This window comes from Sediminibacillus dalangtanensis (genome assembly GCF_017792025.1).
Classification (GTDB): domain Bacteria; phylum Bacillota; class Bacilli; order Bacillales; family Amphibacillaceae; genus Sediminibacillus; species Sediminibacillus dalangtanensis.
On the sequence record NZ_CP046956.1, the window covers coordinates 1,014,363 to 1,031,158 of the forward strand.

General features: G+C 40.7%; 19 protein-coding genes and 2 pseudogenes. 10 read left to right on the forward strand and 11 right to left on the reverse strand.

Annotated elements, in window-relative coordinates:
* Nucleotides 1-40 precede the first annotated feature (40 nt).
* Entirely contained in the window at nt 41-1,471 is a 1,431-nt protein-coding gene (locus tag ERJ70_RS05110) for a glycoside hydrolase family 1 protein (RefSeq protein ID WP_209367631.1), read from the forward strand.
* Between the two features lie 112 nt (nt 1,472-1,583).
* Here the strand turns inward: ERJ70_RS05110 and ERJ70_RS05115 are convergent, their stop codons facing one another.
* Both ERJ70_RS05115 and ERJ70_RS05120 read right to left on the reverse strand, forming a co-directional pair.
* Nucleotides 1,584-1,964, reverse strand: coding sequence for a hypothetical protein (locus ERJ70_RS05115; protein ID WP_209367632.1), 381 nt, complete (start codon nt 1,962-1,964; stop codon nt 1,584-1,586).
* Between the two features lie 192 nt (nt 1,965-2,156).
* A complete protein-coding gene (locus ERJ70_RS05120) occupies nt 2,157-2,798 on the reverse strand; it encodes an O-methyltransferase (RefSeq protein WP_209367633.1) in 642 nt (213 codons plus the stop codon).
* A gap of 212 nt (nt 2,799-3,010) precedes the next feature.
* On the opposite strand from ERJ70_RS05120, the gene ERJ70_RS05125 reads away from it, so the two are divergent.
* From ERJ70_RS05125 to ERJ70_RS05135, 3 genes are all read left to right on the forward strand, one after another.
* Nucleotides 3,011-3,163: a hypothetical protein gene (locus ERJ70_RS05125; RefSeq protein ID WP_209367634.1), complete on the forward strand. Its 153-nt coding sequence runs from the start codon at nt 3,011-3,013 to the stop codon at nt 3,161-3,163.
* Nucleotides 3,164-3,462: 299 nt separating this feature from the next.
* Entirely contained in the window at nt 3,463-3,870 is a 408-nt protein-coding gene (locus ERJ70_RS05130; RefSeq protein WP_209367636.1) for a CotD family spore coat protein, read from the forward strand.
* Between the two features lie 102 nt (nt 3,871-3,972).
* Nucleotides 3,973-4,749, forward strand: coding sequence for an N-acetylmuramoyl-L-alanine amidase (locus tag ERJ70_RS05135; RefSeq protein ID WP_209367638.1), 777 nt, complete (start codon nt 3,973-3,975; stop codon nt 4,747-4,749).
* A 327-nt stretch (nt 4,750-5,076) separates the two neighbouring features.
* On the opposite strand, the gene ERJ70_RS05140 is transcribed toward ERJ70_RS05135, so the two are convergent.
* Nucleotides 5,077-6,474 (reverse strand): L-cystine transporter, encoded by a 1,398-nt coding sequence (locus ERJ70_RS05140; RefSeq protein WP_209367640.1) that lies wholly within the window; start codon nt 6,472-6,474, stop codon nt 5,077-5,079.
* A gap of 214 nt (nt 6,475-6,688) precedes the next feature.
* On the opposite strand from ERJ70_RS05140, the gene ERJ70_RS05145 reads away from it, so the two are divergent.
* Both ERJ70_RS05145 and tnpA read left to right on the forward strand, forming a co-directional pair.
* Nucleotides 6,689-8,029 carry a C1 family peptidase gene (locus ERJ70_RS05145; RefSeq protein ID WP_209367642.1) on the forward strand — a complete coding sequence of 447 codons (1,341 nt, stop codon included), beginning with the start codon at nt 6,689-6,691 and terminating at the stop codon, nt 8,027-8,029.
* Between the two features lie 230 nt (nt 8,030-8,259).
* Nucleotides 8,260-8,733, forward strand: a pseudogene (gene tnpA / locus ERJ70_RS05150) (IS200/IS605 family transposase).
* Nucleotides 8,734-8,875: 142 nt separating this feature from the next.
* On the opposite strand, the gene ERJ70_RS05155 reads toward tnpA, so the two are convergent.
* Entirely contained in the window at nt 8,876-9,376 is a 501-nt protein-coding gene (locus tag ERJ70_RS05155; RefSeq protein WP_209367644.1) for a YndA family protein, read from the reverse strand.
* A 174-nt stretch (nt 9,377-9,550) separates the two neighbouring features.
* Between ERJ70_RS05155 and ERJ70_RS05160 the strand changes: the two genes are divergently transcribed.
* Nucleotides 9,551-10,726 (forward strand): FtsW/RodA/SpoVE family cell cycle protein, encoded by a 1,176-nt coding sequence (locus ERJ70_RS05160; RefSeq protein ID WP_209367646.1) that lies wholly within the window; start codon nt 9,551-9,553, stop codon nt 10,724-10,726.
* Nucleotides 10,727-11,169: 443 nt separating this feature from the next.
* Here ERJ70_RS05160 and ERJ70_RS20115 read toward each other — a convergent pair whose 3' ends face one another.
* From ERJ70_RS20115 to ERJ70_RS05195, 7 genes and pseudogenes are all read right to left on the reverse strand, one after another.
* Entirely contained in the window at nt 11,170-11,295 is a 126-nt protein-coding gene (locus ERJ70_RS20115) for a hypothetical protein (protein WP_256439075.1), read from the reverse strand.
* Nucleotides 11,292-11,498 (reverse strand): annotated as a pseudogene (locus ERJ70_RS20205) (LytTR family DNA-binding domain-containing protein); the annotation flags it as partial. The gene ERJ70_RS20115 and the pseudogene ERJ70_RS20205, both read right to left, overlap by 4 nt.
* 421 nt (nt 11,499-11,919) lie before the next feature.
* Entirely contained in the window at nt 11,920-12,660 is a 741-nt protein-coding gene (gene map, locus ERJ70_RS05175; RefSeq protein WP_209367650.1) for a type I methionyl aminopeptidase, read from the reverse strand.
* A gap of 324 nt (nt 12,661-12,984) precedes the next feature.
* Nucleotides 12,985-13,398, reverse strand: coding sequence for a DUF3021 domain-containing protein (locus ERJ70_RS05180; protein WP_209367652.1), 414 nt, complete (start codon nt 13,396-13,398; stop codon nt 12,985-12,987).
* Complete coding sequence (locus tag ERJ70_RS05185) at nt 13,395-13,853, reverse strand: LytTR family DNA-binding domain-containing protein (RefSeq protein WP_209369145.1); 459 nt, start codon at nt 13,851-13,853, stop codon at nt 13,395-13,397. Before ERJ70_RS05185 ends, ERJ70_RS05180 begins: the two co-directional genes overlap by 4 nt.
* A 216-nt stretch (nt 13,854-14,069) precedes the next feature.
* A complete protein-coding gene (locus ERJ70_RS05190; RefSeq protein ID WP_245208122.1) occupies nt 14,070-14,333 on the reverse strand; it encodes a hypothetical protein in 264 nt (87 codons plus the stop codon).
* A 104-nt stretch (nt 14,334-14,437) separates the two neighbouring features.
* The gene (locus ERJ70_RS05195; protein WP_245208123.1) at nt 14,438-14,599 is read right to left on the reverse strand and encodes a YvrJ family protein; all 162 of its coding nucleotides are present in this window, start codon (nt 14,597-14,599) and stop codon (nt 14,438-14,440) included.
* A 212-nt stretch (nt 14,600-14,811) separates the two neighbouring features.
* Here ERJ70_RS05195 and ERJ70_RS05200 point away from each other — a divergent pair, with 212 nt between their 5' ends.
* From ERJ70_RS05200 to ERJ70_RS05210, 3 genes are all read left to right on the forward strand, one after another.
* The gene (locus ERJ70_RS05200; protein WP_209367654.1) at nt 14,812-15,426 is read left to right on the forward strand and encodes a sigma factor-like helix-turn-helix DNA-binding protein; all 615 of its coding nucleotides are present in this window, start codon (nt 14,812-14,814) and stop codon (nt 15,424-15,426) included.
* 4 nt (nt 15,427-15,430) lie between these two features.
* Nucleotides 15,431-15,628: a hypothetical protein gene (locus tag ERJ70_RS05205; protein WP_209367656.1), complete on the forward strand. Its 198-nt coding sequence runs from the start codon at nt 15,431-15,433 to the stop codon at nt 15,626-15,628.
* A gap of 223 nt (nt 15,629-15,851) precedes the next feature.
* The gene (locus tag ERJ70_RS05210) at nt 15,852-16,757 is read left to right on the forward strand and encodes an ROK family protein (RefSeq protein WP_209367658.1); all 906 of its coding nucleotides are present in this window, start codon (nt 15,852-15,854) and stop codon (nt 16,755-16,757) included.
* Nucleotides 16,758-16,796 lie beyond the last annotated feature (39 nt).

Below are 16,796 nucleotides of genomic sequence, written 5' to 3' on the forward strand. Positions count from 1 at the left end.
GTCATTATTTTTGATAAATGAAAAATTGGAGGAATAAACAATGGCAAAACGTTTTCCACAAGGATTTCTATGGGGCGGCGCAACAGCTGCCAATCAGATTGAAGGCGGTTTTCATGAAGGAAATAAAGGACTGAATATTGCCGATGTACTACCAGGTGGTAAAGAAAGATTATCGCTAATAAGCAATCCTGGTTTCGACTTTGAGATTGATCCAGAAAAGTTTTACCCGAACCATGAAGCCATCGACTTTTATCACCGATACAAAGAGGATATCGCCTTGTTTGCGGAAATGGGCTTTAAAGTGTTCCGCATGTCGATAGCATGGACACGCATTTTTCCAAACGGCGATGAGCTCGAGCCGAATGAAGAGGGCCTTGCCTTTTATGATCGAGTATTCGATGAATTACACAAGCATGGCATTGAGCCGGTGGTTACGATTTCCCATTATGAAATGCCGGTTCATTTGGTGAAAGAATATGGCGGATGGAGAAGCAGGGAAGTGGTCACCTTTTTTGAAAGATACGTAAAAGCGATCTTCAACCGCTATCAAGGCAAAGTGAAGTATTGGATGACTTTTAATGAAATCAATAGCGGTCTGATGATGCCGATTATGGGGCTAGGTTTCTCCATCCAAAAAGAAGCAGATAAGTATCAGCCGACTTTCCAGGCATTCCATCATCAATTCGTTGCCAGTGCCAAAGCGGTCAAGTTGTGTCATGAAATGATGCCGGAAGCACAAATAGGCTGCATGATTATTTTCGCTCCCGTATATGCTTACGACAGTAATCCCGAGAACGCCATGCACGCACTCCAGGAAGAAGAACTGTTTAACTACTTCTGTGCTGACGTTCAAGTGAGGGGGGAATACCCGGCCTTTATCAACCGCTATTTCAAAGAACATGGGATTGAATTAGAAATGGAAGACGGGGATCTCGACATCATCAAAGAAGGGACCGTAGACTATATTGGATTCAGTTATTATATGTCTCGTACCGAAAAGAAAGACAAATCCGACTTGGATGGAATCCAGGGCAACATTATGCAAGGGGTTAAAAACCCGTTCTTGAAAGCGAGTGACTGGGGCTGGGAAATAGATCCGATCGGTTTACGCATTTCCTTGAACAAGCTATACGGAAGATATGAAGTTCCTTTGTTTATTGTGGAAAATGGCTTAGGCGCTTATGACAAAGTAGAAGAGGATGGTCCGATCAACGATGATTATCGGATTGAATACCTCCGCGAACATATTGAACAAATGGGCGAAGCAATCGAAGATGGTGTGGACCTGATGGGATACACAAGCTGGGGCTGTATTGATTTGGTCAGTGCATCGTCTGGCGAATATTCGAAGCGTTATGGGTTTATCTATGTAGACAAGCATGATGATGGCAGCGGTACGTTAGAAAGGAAGCGGAAAAAGTCCTTTTATTGGTACAAAGATGTCATCAACTCGGATGGGGAAAAGTTGTAAATGAAGAGTGTTATTGAGCAAAAAATGACTCCTGCCAGGTTTGGAATCTACCGGGAGTAATGCAATAAAGAAGCCGCGTTTTGAAGAGACTTCAAACGTGGCTTCCTTTATATCAAGGAGTCAATGTGATTTTTTCCGATTTTTCTCCCCAGTCAATCTCAAATGCAACTGCTTCTGCCTCTGATTGCGCACAACCTTCACACATACTGCCACTTCCTTCAATTAATCCATTTTCGTTCAATATGTCTTCACCTTTTGTGCTGCCGGTATCATAATCAAAAGCATAGGAAATCCTTTCTTCCGGTAACGGTTCCACTCCTTTATAGGAGATACTAAAAGAGGTTTCTTGCTTGTTTTCTTCAGGTTGATAGATTTCATATCTGACCTGCCAATTTTCGCTTTCTCCTGTGTACAACTTATAAGTTTGATTATCATTATCACAAGCTGTTAAGGAAAACACGATTAAAAAAGATAAAAGCAAAAGTTTATTCAATAGAAACACTCCTAATGATGTGTGGGCTTTTACAGAGTGAAAAGCGGATTTTTCACTGTCATTTTAACACATGGGAACTTGGTCAAGAAAACCTCCAAAGTAAACGATTACCAAATAAAACGGTTAAAAGAAAAGTCAACAGCGAAACATCCGATTTTGCTGTTGACCTTCCTGGACATTGAGAACCACAATCTATTTTTCTTTTACTCTGGAAACGGTCAATCCATCTCCTATTGGAATGAGCAATGACTCTAATTTAGGATGATTGGCAGTAAGCTCGTTGAAACGCTTCATATGCTCGGTATAACGTTTTTGCTTAGCATCCTTATCTGCTACACTACCTCCAGCCAAAACATTGTCGGCAACAATTAACGCACCAGGTTCGGCGAGCTTGATGCAACGCTCCAGGTAATGGTGGTAATTTTCTTTGTCCGCATCGATAAAGAAAAAATCAAACTGACGCTGATCAACTGACAGCTGCTCAAGGCCTTCCAGTGCAGGCCCCATAATGTAAGTGACTTGGTTGCCAAAGCCCGCTTTAGCTAGATTGTTTCTTGCCACTTCAGCGTATTTTTCCTCCAGCTCCAGGGAAGTCAAATTTCCACCACTGCCAAATCCCCTTGCAAGGCAAATGCCGCTATAACCGCCTAGTGCTCCGATCTCCAGTACATTCTCAGCACCAGTAAAGGAAACAAGCATGGTAAGCAGTTTTCCGGAGGATGGAGATACGGATATCGCCGGCATGTTGTTATCCCTGATGGACGCTGTTACCTCCTCTAGAATTTCGTCTTTGCTGACAAAAACACTGTCAATATAACGGTTTATTTGTTTCATTATGAATCTCCTCTCAATTAATCTATTTCCATCTATTATACTACATGGCGTTTTTGATAACCTGTATCTTAGTATTTGCATTCCGGATAACAATGGAAAGTGTTTTTCCTTCCGTATAAAAGTAGGAAAAAATCATTTATACTTAATATACAGAAAATGGCAAAATGATTTCTCCGAATGGAAACAGGTCAGTCTTAAAAAGGAGGAACGGGATGAGAAAAAGGTACACGTGGAGAAGTTTTTCATCTTTAATCGCAGCAATTTTGTTGTTGGCCGGAATGTGGCTTCCTTTTCTAAATGTTGTAGGTTTTAATTTGATGATGATTGGTGCCGTGGTTAACGTGGTGTTCACCATTTATGGATAAGTACGGAAAAAAACCATTGCTAATCCTAGGGTTGATCATCACTTCAGCTCAACTTTCTTTTGTCTTTATCACAATGTATGTGATACGCCTTGCTCCTTGAGATCTCTATACTGCACGACTAAGTCAAGAATCCTGCCCCCCTTACTGAAGGGAGGCAGGATTTTTGCTATAGACAGAAACTATTTTCGCCCAGATGTTTAGTAGAAGTGCACATTTTTCTTCGACAAGATATTTGTCTAGGACAAACCGTTTTTTCTTTCATACAATGTAGTATCCCTAGAAGAAAGGGGGGAGATAGAATGGGACGTTATCATAATCGTGAAGAACGGAGGAATGCCGTTTCACCGAGCGAGACTTCACCAGCAGGGGATGAAATGGTAGTCCATCCGACAGAAAGGGTAGTTAACACTAGAACAAGACAGCGTGTCGTGAAGAATGTTCATCCGACCGAAGTAGAAAACGTTAATAGAACCGTTGTAAGAAACGAGAATTATTATCCTGTCAGAAATTACGATGTAAATGAAACCGTAGTAGAAGATTATGACTGCGGTAGTGACCTCAACAACCCAAACTGCAGACGTGTCAGTCCAGCTTCGGATAGTAATGATAATCGAGGACATTGCGGACGTGTCAGCCCGGCTTCAGAAAATAATAATCGTGGACGCGACAGATGTTGCTGCCGCCATCATAGGCGAAGTTGGATTTAAACAGGAGCACCCATTATGGGTGCTTCTTCCGAATTACCAGTGCATTCAGATTACTGCTTAGTAAATTTTTAATATTCGTTTTATTTTCCGAGGAGGATGAACATGACAAAAATATTTATTGACCCTGGTCATGGCGGTAGTGATCCCGGCGCTACTGGAAATGGATTACAGGAGAAGCATTTGACCTTAGCCATTGCCCTGAAACTACGCGATATTCTAAATAGTCAGTATGAAGGACACTCTATCATGTTGTCGCGCACTACCGATCAAAACATCTCTTTATCCCAGCGGACCAATATGGCCAATAACTGGGGAGCCGACTATTTAGTATCGATTCATATCAATGCGGGTGGCGGAACAGGGTTTGAATCGTACACGTTCAATGGCAGTTATTCTGGAAAGGCGGAAACAAACCGGCTAAGGGGGATTGTTCATGACGCGGTTGTCAACCAAACTGGGTTTAGAGACCGTGGCAAAAAAGAAGCAAACTTCCATATGCTTAGGGAATCTGCTATGCCGGCGGTGTTGACGGAGAACGGTTTTATTGACCATTCCGCAGATGCAGCAAACCTTAAATCAGATGCTTTTCTTACCCGAATTGCCCGAGGGCATGCAGTCGGACTGGCGAACGCACTCGGTTTGACTCCAAAAAGTAGTGGCGGAGATACCGGAACGCAGAAATTTGTTGAGATTATTGTGGATTCCTTATGGACCTACAATACGGCAGATTGGGATGATAAGGCTGTCGTTGTGAATAGAGGAGAAGTTTTTACCGTCATCCGGGACAAGTTCCCAGTTGGTGGTGGTTATATGTATCAGATTAAAAGTGGGTTGTATATCACAGCAAATTCATCATATGTCAGGTATTATACGAGGTAATGGCACAAAAATACCGTTTCACTGATTATTTATCCGTACAAGAAAGATATCCTTCCTATTGGTTGATGAGCACTTCTCATCGGCAGTCAAGATAATACGCTTTCCAAGGGCGCGGCTTCAACTTTCCTCCGAATACGAAGTACGTGTACTATTCAAATAACCTAAGGGTAGGCTTGAGAGCTGGACAGCATCCTGCCAGATTATATAAAACTTATTACCACAAAAAGAAAAAACCGAACGAGTCCAAGCATTCCGGAGCATCGTTCGGTTTCTGCATTGGCCGCTATGTTTTATTCCAGCTTCGCTGAGGGTTAAAACAAATTGTTATTACAACGACTGACTGTCATCAATCGCTGTTTGGTCATGAAATCTTTTTACATGGAGCTTGCCTAAAATACGCGAAGTCAGCGTTCCGGAGACCATCGCCCCGTTCACGTTCAAGGCAGTTCGGCCCATATCGATGAACGCTTCGATCGAGATCAACAGCCCGGCTAACGCAACCGGCATATTCAAGGAAGACAACACGATCAACGCTGCAAATGTTGCGCCGCCTCCCACACCGGCAATACCGAAGGAACTGATACCGATGATGAGTACCAACTGTAAAATGAATAACGGATCAAGCGGATCGATTCCGACCGTCGGGGCGATCATGACGGCCAGCATAGCTGGATAGATACCAGCGCACCCATTTTGCCCCATGGTCGCTCCGAATGATGCTGAGATATTTGCAATTCCCTCTTCAACTCCAAGTGCATTTTTTTGAGCGGAAATAGTTAACGGAATCGTACCGGCACTAGAACGGGAGGTAAACGCAAAGCCTAACACTGGAATCACTTTTTTCAAAAACGTCATCGGATTCAATCCGAATACTCCTACTAATACCAAATGAATCACAAACATTGTCAGTAATGCTGCGTAAGAGGCGAGTACGAACTTACCCAGTTCGACAATGCCGGCGAAATCGGTAGTCGCGACAGTATTAGCCATCAAGGCTAAAATGCCATATGGAGTTAAACGCAAAATCAATGTGACGATGCGCATAACTACTGCATAAACGACATTTACCATATTGGTGAACGCTTCGGCCTGTGCTGGATTTTTCCGTCGCAATCCTAAGACAGCAATTCCGACAATAACTGAGAATACCACAACTGCAATGACGGAAGTGGAACGCTGTCCGGTCATGTCCAGGAATATGTTTGAAGGAATGAAGTTCAATATTTTTTGTGGGGTGGATTGTCCTTCCACCACATCATCCAAGGTTGCCTCCAGAGAAGAACCTCGCTCCTGCTCAGCTTGACCTGCCTCGATTTGTCCAGCATCCAAATCGAAAATGGTAGCAGAGACAATACCGACCAACGCTGCTACCATGGTGGTAGTAATGAGAATACCGATGATCCAAGCGGACATTTTCCCTAACTCCGCAGATCTGTCGAGATTAATAATGGATTGAATAATCGATACCAGTACAAGCGGAATAACAATCATCATCAGAAAATTCACATAGCCACGTCCTACGATACTGTACCAATCTGCAGTGGTGATAAGCACTTCTGAACCACTGCCATAAATCCATTGTAAAACAGCCCCGAGAATGATTCCCAGACCTAATCCGGTAAAGACCCGTTTCGAAAAGGAAACGTGCTTTCGCTGAAGGGTAATTAATACACCAATGATTGCAAGCAATACAGCGATATTAAGAAAAACCCAAAGTAACACCATCCATAAACCTCCTCCACTTTTGTATTCGTTAGTATATGCACCCGAAGAATGCATGCTTACTAATATCTATAAATCCTATCTAATTTGTATGCTTTAAGGGTGTAAAATTAATTTAAATTATGAATTGGTTTGATGATTTCTGAATCTTTAGTCTTTCCGGATAAAAAGGCGTATAATGGAATAGGTAATCTACATAGAAGGGGAGGAAAAACAGATGACCAAGAAAATCGATAAAGATATGGTAGAGGCTTTTTCGAATAGTCTCTATAATGATCCGCAAAACCAGGTGATAAAGGATGCGATCATGAAAAACGGCATCCAGGCTTCGATTCAGAACAATGATTCGGTTGTAGCGATGAATCACGTGTTTTCGGAGGAAATCAAAACGGGAAAAGTGACCAATCAAAAGCAAAGTGGACGCTGTTGGATGTTTGCGGCATTGAACACATTTACACACAAATTGAACGATTTGTTTAATCTCAAGGATTTTGAGCTATCGCAAAATTATACGAATTTCTGGGATAAGTTCGAAAAAGCAAATTACTTTTTGGAAAACATACTGGATACAGTGGAGGAACCATTGGATGGAAGGTTGGTTTCCTGGCTATTAGATACCCCGCAGCAGGACGGCGGGCAATGGGATATGTTCGTTTCGTTGATTGATAAATATGGGGTCGTACCGAAACAAGTGATGCCGGAAACCTTTCATAGCAGCAATTCTTCTCAATTGAATCAGCTGTTGGACGCCTCTTTGCGCAAGGATGCCGTTGAACTTCGCAGACTTCATGGAGAAGGCAAACCGGAAGCGGAGCTACAGCAAGTAAAAGAGGGGATGCTATCGAACATTTATACCTTGCTTGTTTATGCTCTCGGTGAGCCTCCTGAGACGTTTGATTTTGAATTCAGGGACGAAGATCATGGCTTCCATCGCGAAGAAGGTATAACCCCGCATGCATTCTTTGAAAAATATGTCGGGATCAACCTTCATGATTATGTAAGTGTCATTAATGCCCCGACAGAAGATAAGCCATACGGAAAAACGTATACCGTTTCGCGGCTGGGCAATGTGATCGACGGAACATCGATCAAATATTTAAATGTCGATATGAAGACGTTGAAAGAGCTCGCCGTCAAGCAAATCAAGGATAATGAAAGTGTCTGGTTCGGCTGTGATGTCGGTCAGGACTCCAATCGGAAAGAAGGGATCATGGATACTGCTCTATTTGATTATGAACAGGCATTCGGCTTCTCGCCTGGGATGTCGAAAGCGGAACGGCTTGACTTTAAGGACGGACTGCTGACACATGCTATGGTGTTGACGGGGGTCAATCTCGTCGATAATAAACCAAATCGATGGAAGGTTGAGAACAGCTGGGGAGAAAAAGTAGGCGACAAGGGCTACTTCGTGATGAGTGATGAATGGATGAACGAATACACTTATCAGGTAGTCGTACACAAAAAATACTTATCAGAAGAACTGAAGCAAGCCTGGGATCAGGAGCCAGTGGTCTTGAAGCCGTGGGATCCTATGGGGTCGCTTGCTGTTATGAAGTAAAGAAAAAATTGGCCGGGACAAAAGCTTGGCCACCAAAGCAATACCGAGCGAATTCTAAATGCTATTCGAATTCGCTCGGTTTATTTAATGAAATAGAAAACCCCTGGCTATGCCGGGGGTTCCGGAGAGCTTACAGCGTGGTAATAAAAAAACCTCTCTTCATGGTAGGATAAAGTTGGTTTCCCGACCACTTCATCTCACCAAAGAAGGAGGTATGCCCTTTGAAGGACATGAATAGTTTAGCACATACAACATGGAATTGTAAGTATCACGTAGTCTTTGCTCCCAAGTACAGAAGACAAATCATTTATGGAAAGTATAAAAAGAGTATAGGGCAAATTATAAGAGATTTATGTGAACGGAAAGGTGTAATCATCCATGAAGCAAATGCCTGTCCGGATTACATCCATATGTTAGTCAGTATTCCACCCAAGCTAAGTGTATCTCAATTTATGGGGTACTAAAAAGGAAAAAGCAGTCTGATGATATTTGATCGGCACGCTAATTTGAAATATCTATATGGGAATCGGAAATTCTGGTGTCGAGGTTTCTACGTTGATACAGTGGGCAGAAATAAGAAACAAATCCAAGAATATATAAGAAATCAGCTAAAAGAAGATTATATGGCTGATCAGTTAACCTTGTTCGAAGAACATGACCCATTTACAGGGAAAAAAATCGGAAGAAATAACGAAATTATTTAGAATTAGTGAGTGAATGTGGTGCAGGCGGGAAACCTTTTCGGTGGGCCTTTCAGGCTGAGGCCGGTAACAGAGGCTTTCAGCCACAGAACAAACCACCAGTTCACACTGGTGGTTTTGATTTTAAAATCTTTATCCGAGATTGTTAATCATAATATGTTAGGTCAATACCACTGCTGCCATAAGTTGTTCGTATGTTAATATAAAATTCAGCAGTATCATTACTACCATCTACGTATCCACCTATATTTCTCCAAATTGCCCATCCACCTGAAGAATCAAGGTAACGTACCGCTAATTCTTCTGGAGAATTTCCTGATTCATCTTCTTCAAATAGCTTGACTTGGATGGTGCCTATGGAGGAAGGTCTATATGGGTCTACTTTTACAGCAAAGTCTCCGCCGTTAGAGTCAACTGTATAAGTGGTATCCCAAGCATTATTATTCAGCGGTCGATTCCATGATGTATCTACTGCCCATGAAGGGTGGGTATATACTTTATCCCAGCTTCCAGCACCTAGTGTACTAATTCCAGTGACTGCAACATCATTCGATGACGGGCTTGCTGCGTGTGTTTTTAATGAACTTAATGGACTAACCGCTAACATTACTATCAAAAAACCTGATAAAATGAATCTTTTCTTCATACTTAGCTCCTCCTTTTACTTTAAAGAATTAGCTAATTCCATTTAATAATGAGCTCACTATAATTAGAGTATACTTAATTTGCGGAATTTTGTAAACTCTTGATAATATTTTCTTTTTATATAACTGCATTTAACATTTATGTTAAAATGAAAGCGACAGAGAAAATCAAAAGGATGAAAGCATTGAATAAAAGATTACATGGTTCGAATGATTTAATACTATTACTGTTTGGTTTTATAAGCATCAGCCTGGTAGCCATTTACAATGCAGAACAGTTGGAACAATACAGCGGGGAAAATTTTCTTATTAAGCAATTGTTTTGGTTTGTATTAGGGTTGGTCATAATTGCATTGATTCAATTAATCGATTTAGAAAGCATATACTTATTAAGCTTTTATTTATATTTAGCCGGCTTAGTTCTATTAGTAGTTCTTCATCTAAGTCCTGAGGCAATAGCACCGAATATAAACAGTGCAAAAAGTTGGTTCAGAGTAGGTGGTATTACTTTCCAACCTTCAGAATTAGTAAAAATAACTACAATTGTTTATTTGGCTGCTACAATATCTAAGCATAGGAAAAAACACAAAAATAGAGATGTCAAAAGCGATATAAAGCTGTTGCTGAAATTGTTGATAATCGGAATTATACCGGTGGGGATTATTATTCTTCAGCCGGATTTCGGCACTGCTATGGTTTATTTGGCTATAATGGGAGGAATTATTTTTTTGTCTGGTATCGATTGGAAAATAATTACTTCTATCATTTTATTTGTTGCCCTGACTGTAGGAATTATCGGAATGTTAGTAGTGAAATTCCCTGAATTTACTCAATCTACGCTTCATATTGCGCCTTATCAAATGGACAGGATAGAAACTTGGCTGGGATTTTCAGAAAGTGATTCCGATAACTCGTTCCACTTTCGAAGATCTTTACTGGCTATTGGTTCAGGACAATTAACTGGAAAAGGGATTAACAATACAGAAGTCTATATACCGGAAGCCCAAACTGATTTTATTTTTTCTATAATCGGAGAAACATTTGGTTTTACCGGATGTGCGATAGTGATACTGTTGTATTTTTTACTAATATATAAATTAGTCTCATTGGGGCTTAAAATTCACCCTAACTATGATTTTGGTGCTTTTGTATGTTTCGGTTATTTAATTTTAATTTTTATTCATACTTTTCAAAATGTAGGTATGACTATAGGGGTTATGCCAATTACTGGAATACCGTTACTTCTAATAAGCTACGGTGGCAGCTCTGTGTTATCTGCAATGATTGGCTATGCATTGATTATAAAGGTCAATAGTGAACAAAATAGGCTTGACAATTCACTTTTTAAGTGAATTGTCAAGGTAAATAATCACCACGTAACTCCTGTTTATTTAGCGATTTCTTTCCTCTAAAAAAATAGGAAAATGGTGTTTTTGGTATATCGAGTTATTTTATTGGAAAACGGTTAAAAATGATTAATTACCATTTTGTGGAGGGGTCAATAGTTATTGAATATGGTTTAGTTCCTCGTTTAACTTCCTAAACTGATTTTTGAAATAAAGGTAAAAGCAAATAAATCCAGCGCACCGCATATAATGTCAGCGTTATAACAAGGAATAACAGCATGCTTGATGTTCCAGTTGGAATCCAGCAAAATCTAATAGGTAAGCACAAAGTAAACAACTATGACGGTGAAAGTGAAGGATGGTCTGCTCGATTTGTGATAAAGTCCTGATTTCAAAATAAAGAAGTTTCACAGAAAATCCATCCGCATAATATAGAGACAAGCGATTTTTTAGGAAAAGCCACCCCCATCGAGTACTTTTTCATCTCCAAAATACACCAGAGTATTAGTAGCCAATACGGCAATAAATGCACCAAAAAAGATGTCAATCAAGCTTCTGAATAAAAAGGTTTTCACTTTTTATCCCTCCTGTTCATTTTTAATATGGAACTGATTACTGACTTAATAACGAGATGCATATTCCTTCGCCCGGATTTGAAGTGGACACAAAGTGTGCCGTTGAAGGTTGTTTCGAAGTGGCTGATTTTAAAAAGATTTACGACAAACGACTTGGAAATCCTAATAAACCGGTCCCTAGGCAGAGTTTGGTCCATTTCATATAAATTTTCTTTGACCTATTCCTGCTGGGGTTGCTGCCAGGACTGTATCCCGTTCTGATTGAAAATAATAAACCTCCTCTGGTTTCAAAATATGTTATTGCTCCTCGTTTTTCCCTTTCGAGCTGAAAATCAACTTGGAAAAGCGCTTTTCTTTACCAAGTTATCTGTAGCCGTGATCGCGGAAAACGAATTACCTCGCCGTAATGAAGGGCTAGAATGGTTGCTTTTTCTAAGTGTTTATTTAATAGGTACATTTTAATGGGATTCGTTCGGTTTTTATTCTGTATACTATGTTTTGCCCCGGCCCTTTTTATTAATGTATCAAAATATTGCCGCTGCAGTCCGGATCCGATTCTTAAACTGCAATTGAAAAAGTTACTCGCATACTCCCTTAATTTCTCAGTGTTAGGTATTCGTTCTCTTACAATGTGGTAATAATCGGCCCTTTCTTCGTAAGGATAATCGTATGTTCGTATTGAGCAACAAAGCTTTCGTCGGTTAGGAAGGTCCATCCATCTTTAGATTGGAAAACTTCCTCTTCCAATGTAGAGATGAAAGGTTCGAAGGCAATTACCATCCCATCTTTTAAAATTTCGTCGTCCCAAGGAGAGTGGAAATTGAAAATATGTTCCGGTTCCTCGTGAATGGAGCGCCCGATACCGTGTCCGGTAAGATTTTTTATGACTGTTAAGCCATGCTGATTTGCTACATTGTGTACAATTTTTCCGAGCCCGCTTTTTTTTAAACCTGGTTTTGCATGCTTAAGTCCGGAGTCGAATGCTTCTTTAGCCACGTCACATATTTTCTGTAAGACCATCTGACCTTTTCCAACAACAAAGGAAATGCCGGTATCAGCGAAATAACCATTTTTCGAACCAGAAACATCGATATTAACAAGATCCCCTTCATGAATAGTCCGTTCCCTTGGGATTCCGTGTGCTACTTCTTCATTTATACTAATACACGTAAATCCTGGAAAATCATATTCTCCCTTTGGGGCAGATTGAGCTCCTGTTTTTTCAAAAAGCTCTCCTGCGATTTTATCAAGTTCTTTTGTGGTGATTCCTGGTTTGGTGTAACAAACTAATTCTTTTCGAATCGCTCCACAAATTTCGCCAATTTCTTTTAAACCCTTAAAATCTTCTTCCGTCTTTGCAATCATTGGTTATCCTCACTTTTTAACGTATTGTATGATCCGTATTCCATTCAGCTTCTAGTATAAACGGAACGTCTTTTTCCTCAACAAATGGTTCATCGAAAGGACAGGCAATCAAGAGAACATCATATGCTGAAAACTTTCGTATACCTTACCCCAAGCTATTTTCCACTCCTAAAGAGAACAAATAATAAGGCAAATGTCAGGATACCGGCAAAATTTATTGATACTGCCAAAAAAAGAGGATATCAGCTTTTATATAAACTAACTATTCTCTTATTATAGTCTATTGAACGAAACCGATGGTGAGTAAGGCGCCCTGCGTATTTCTTATTCAACATGCTGTAGCTCCTCGTTTAGCTTTCTGGACTGATTTTTAAAATAAAGGTAAAAACAAATCCAGATCACTGAATACAAGGCCAGTGTTATCACTAGGAATAACAGGATACTGGATGTTCCGGCCGGAATCCAGCCGATTTGATAGGCCAGTACAAAGTAAGCAGCCATGGCCGTAACGAAGTGAAGCCCGGTTTGCTGAAATAGCGATAAAGATCTGATTTCAAAGTAAAGCGGGGTAACTGAAAATAACCATCCACAAAATATTGATCCAAGCGAATTTTTTAGGAAAAGTCCCCCGTCGAGTACATTTTCCCCTCCGAAATACACCAGAGAATTAGTAGCCAATACGGCAATAAATGCACCAAAAAAGATGCCAATCAAGCTTCTGAATAAAAAGGTTTTCACTTTTTATCCCTCCTGTTCATTTTTAAAATAGATCGGATATTACTGACATAATGCCGTGAAGCATATTCCTTCGCCCCGGATTTGAAGTGGACACAGAGTGTGCCGTTGAATGATGGTTCGAAGTGGCTGATTTCATAAAGATTTGCGACAATGGACTTAGAAATTCGGATAAACCGGTTCTTAGGAAGGATTTGATCCAGTTCATATAATTTTTCTTTGACCTTGAAGAAACCTGCTGGGGTTGCTGCCATGACTGTATCTCGTTCCGATTGAAAGTAGTAAACCTCTTCCGGTTTTAAAATATGTTGTTGATCCCCGTTTTTCCCGATAATAAAGTTTGTTTTTCTGTTCTCCAGGAAATCGAGAACTTGTTTAATCGAATCGTCGATTTCCCTGCATTGGATCGTAACGGTTGTACCTTTATGATTACGATCCACATCCAATAACACCTTCACCATTTCCCCTCCTTTTGTTCGATTCGTTAAATCCAGTATAGAGGGGCTTTCATTTCTTGTCATCATGATGGAGACAAAACGTCAAACCGAAAAGACAAGATGCAATTCTCTTTCTGCAACCTGCAAAGGAGTGCTTGGAACAACAGGTGGTTCTATGTATCTCTAATCAAAAAGGGGGACTGTCCCTGCAAAACAGTCTCCCCTTTCATTTTTAACCTAATAATAGCCCCCATATGGTGGATATCCATAATATGGCGGATAAAGCAGCGAGCTCCCTAACAGTCCGCCGACCACACCTCCAAGAAATGGAGAACCAAAGCCTCCATATCCATGAAACGGCAGTGGTCCGAAGAAAGGTCGTGGTCCGAAAAAAGGTCTTGGCCCATAAAATGGGCGCGGACCGTAAAAGGGTCGCCCGCGTTCTTCTATGAAACCTTGCTGCTGCTCGTAAGATGGATATCCTTGTAACGGCTCTTGCATACTCATTTCCCCCTCTTTATAAATAGCGTTGCTTCATTTTATTTAAGAGGGGGGCAAATGTAGCCTGTTTCCTCGATCAGGCTGAAAAGTTGGGCTGCTATCCCTCATCGAGTATTTTTTGTACCAAGGGCATCGCGTAGCTTGTCGATGGATTCAGCCAGGGTCATTATTCTTTTTTCGAAACGGATTAACAGATATAAAACCAGGACGACAGGAAAACCAAGATTGCTGATCAATGCCATCCATGTTGTAATGGATGTCTCCACTATGGATCCCCTCCTTATTATTCCTTCTATTTACTAAAGAGCTGCCTCTCCTGAAAAAGTAAACCAGAACAAGATAGTTATATTTACACTAGAAATTGGAACAAATATTGCGATATAATGACAAAAAAAGCGAACGCATGTTCTTATTTTTTCGGAAATTAGTTTATTTTTATTCTGTTTCAAGCTCTTTACATAGTAGGAGGGATTCATCTATGGAATATGAGCGCTACTCAAACAATCAGCATGACATCGTGGAAGAGTTCTTTGAAAGGTATCACAATTTCGCAAGGCAACCGGTTGTCAAGTCGTTCTTTTCGACTGAGGAAAACAAACTGCTATTGGAAAAGGCATTGGTAGAAAGGACAGAAGAAAGTCGAAAAAGACTGGATAATAAATTTCGAGATTATTATCACCGGGCAAAATTGACCAAGTATTTTTCGAATTTGATTTATTTTAATTCAATCAATTTTGATAAGCGTACACGTACGTACTATGAAAAGTATTTAACGATACTCAATCAGCCGTTGTCCGATAAAGAAACGGATTCTGAAGATGAATGGATCGATATCATTTCCAAAGAAACGTTTGATCCTGTGGAAGAGATCGTAAGAGATAGTGAAAAATTGGAAGATCACATCCTGGATGAAGCGTTATACGATGCCATTCAGCAATTAAGCATGCTTCAAAAAGAGGTGCTCGCACTCATATATGTAAACCAATTAAAAATCAAAGAAGTAGCTGCTGTAAGGAAAACCTCCTCTCAAAATATATCCAAAATTCACAGGCAGGCAATCGCCAAGTTAAAAAAATATCTGAAAGAAAGGTGACACGATGAAACAAGAACACTATTTAATTACCGAGTTCATTACCCAAATGGAACCCAAAATAAAAAAATCGATCAAATCCACTTCCTTTCAGGAAAGAGACGATTTGGAACAGGAAATAAAATTGAAAATGGTCGAGACGGTATCCAGAGGAGTGATCAAAGAAACGCCTGGTTTCTGGGAGTTCAAACAATCATTCGAATAAGAGAGTGGACACCAGCCAACTTATTTACAATGTTTGGCTGGTGTCTCTATGTAGTAAGGATAGAGTAGATTTCGATTAGGACTTATGATAGTTTGAACAAAAAGGACTGTACACCAGTATCTTTCTATAGGAGTTGTACGAGATAGGTCCTAACTGGTATGAGCAGACCATTATCAAATAAAATGGAACGGAAGAGATTATAGGGCAAAGGGGGAGGGAGCGATTGAAGGGCAAGTTTATTTCATTTGATGTGGGCGGGACGAAAGTGAAGCATTCGGTTATGCTTGGGGACGGCACCATATTGGAAAAGGATCAATACGATACACCGGTCTCTGATTTAGAGAAATTTTTGATGGAAATGGAACTTATCATCAAGGAGTATCGTTCCCGCCATTCGGTTAACGGGATAGCGATTAGTATGCCTGGTCCGATAAATCCTGTAACTGGATATTTGGATTCTGATACAGCGGGTAATGTGGTCTGTATAAGAAGAAGGAGCATTAAAACGTTGTTGGAAGAGAAGATCGACTTGCCGGTAGAGGTGGAAAACGACGGGAATTGTGCTGCTTTGGCTGAACAGTTCAACGGTAATGCACAAGGCGTAAAAGATTTTGTATGTGTAACGATCGGGACAGGAATTGGCGGAGGAATTGTGGTCGACGGAAAAGTTTTGCGCGGCAAGTCATTTAGGGGTGGAGAATTCGGGTTTATGATAACGAATAGGTCACTTCCTGACAAAGCGATATGGCATCGTAATGGTGCGACCGGAAGCCTGACTCAGAATTACAGACAATCCATGCGGCTTGATACGAACTATAGAGTGGAAGGACAAACGATTTTTCGACAGGCCGAGCAGGATGAACAAAGTGCTACTATGTTGGATGATTGGTTGACAAGTGTTAGCTGCGGATTGTACAACCTGGCTGTTACACTGAATCCGGAGATCATACTAGTGGGGGGCGGTGTTAGCGCGCAAACGGACCTTCTTCAAAAGATAGAAACGAAGCTGGAGCAACTGGAATTTTGGAAGGACTTCCGTGTCCCGCTTGCTGTTTGTAAACATAAGAATGATGCAGGTATGATCGGGGCCGTGCAACATTTTTTGTTAAGACAAGGACAAAACCTCTAACAAGTACAGAATCTAAAAAAGCAGGAGTTATGCCTGCTT

Bases quoted from the DNA above. Each gene is read 5' to 3' on its own strand.
- ERJ70_RS05110 (WP_209367631.1), top strand. From the start codon at position 41: ATGGCAAAACGTTTTCCACAAGGATTTCTATGGGGCGGCGCAACAGCT.
- ERJ70_RS05120 (WP_209367633.1), bottom strand. From the start codon at position 2,798: ATGAAACAAATAAACCGTTATATTGACAGTGTTTTTGTCAGCAAAGAC.
- ERJ70_RS05125 (WP_209367634.1), top strand. From the start codon at position 3,011: ATGAGAAAAAGGTACACGTGGAGAAGTTTTTCATCTTTAATCGCAGCA.
- ERJ70_RS05130 (WP_209367636.1), top strand. From the start codon at position 3,463: ATGGGACGTTATCATAATCGTGAAGAACGGAGGAATGCCGTTTCACCG.
- ERJ70_RS05135 (WP_209367638.1), top strand. From the start codon at position 3,973: ATGACAAAAATATTTATTGACCCTGGTCATGGCGGTAGTGATCCCGGC.
- ERJ70_RS05140 (WP_209367640.1), bottom strand. From the start codon at position 6,474: ATGGTGTTACTTTGGGTTTTTCTTAATATCGCTGTATTGCTTGCAATC.
- ERJ70_RS05145 (WP_209367642.1), top strand. From the start codon at position 6,689: ATGACCAAGAAAATCGATAAAGATATGGTAGAGGCTTTTTCGAATAGT.
- ERJ70_RS05155 (WP_209367644.1), bottom strand. From the start codon at position 9,376: ATGAAGAAAAGATTCATTTTATCAGGTTTTTTGATAGTAATGTTAGCG.
- ERJ70_RS05160 (WP_209367646.1), top strand. From the start codon at position 9,551: ATGAAAGCATTGAATAAAAGATTACATGGTTCGAATGATTTAATACTA.
- map (WP_209367650.1), bottom strand. From the start codon at position 12,660: ATGATTGCAAAGACGGAAGAAGATTTTAAGGGTTTAAAAGAAATTGGC.
- ERJ70_RS05190 (WP_245208122.1), bottom strand. From the start codon at position 14,333: ATGCAAGAGCCGTTACAAGGATATCCATCTTACGAGCAGCAGCAAGGT.
- ERJ70_RS05200 (WP_209367654.1), top strand. From the start codon at position 14,812: ATGGAATATGAGCGCTACTCAAACAATCAGCATGACATCGTGGAAGAG.
- ERJ70_RS05205 (WP_209367656.1), top strand. From the start codon at position 15,431: ATGAAACAAGAACACTATTTAATTACCGAGTTCATTACCCAAATGGAA.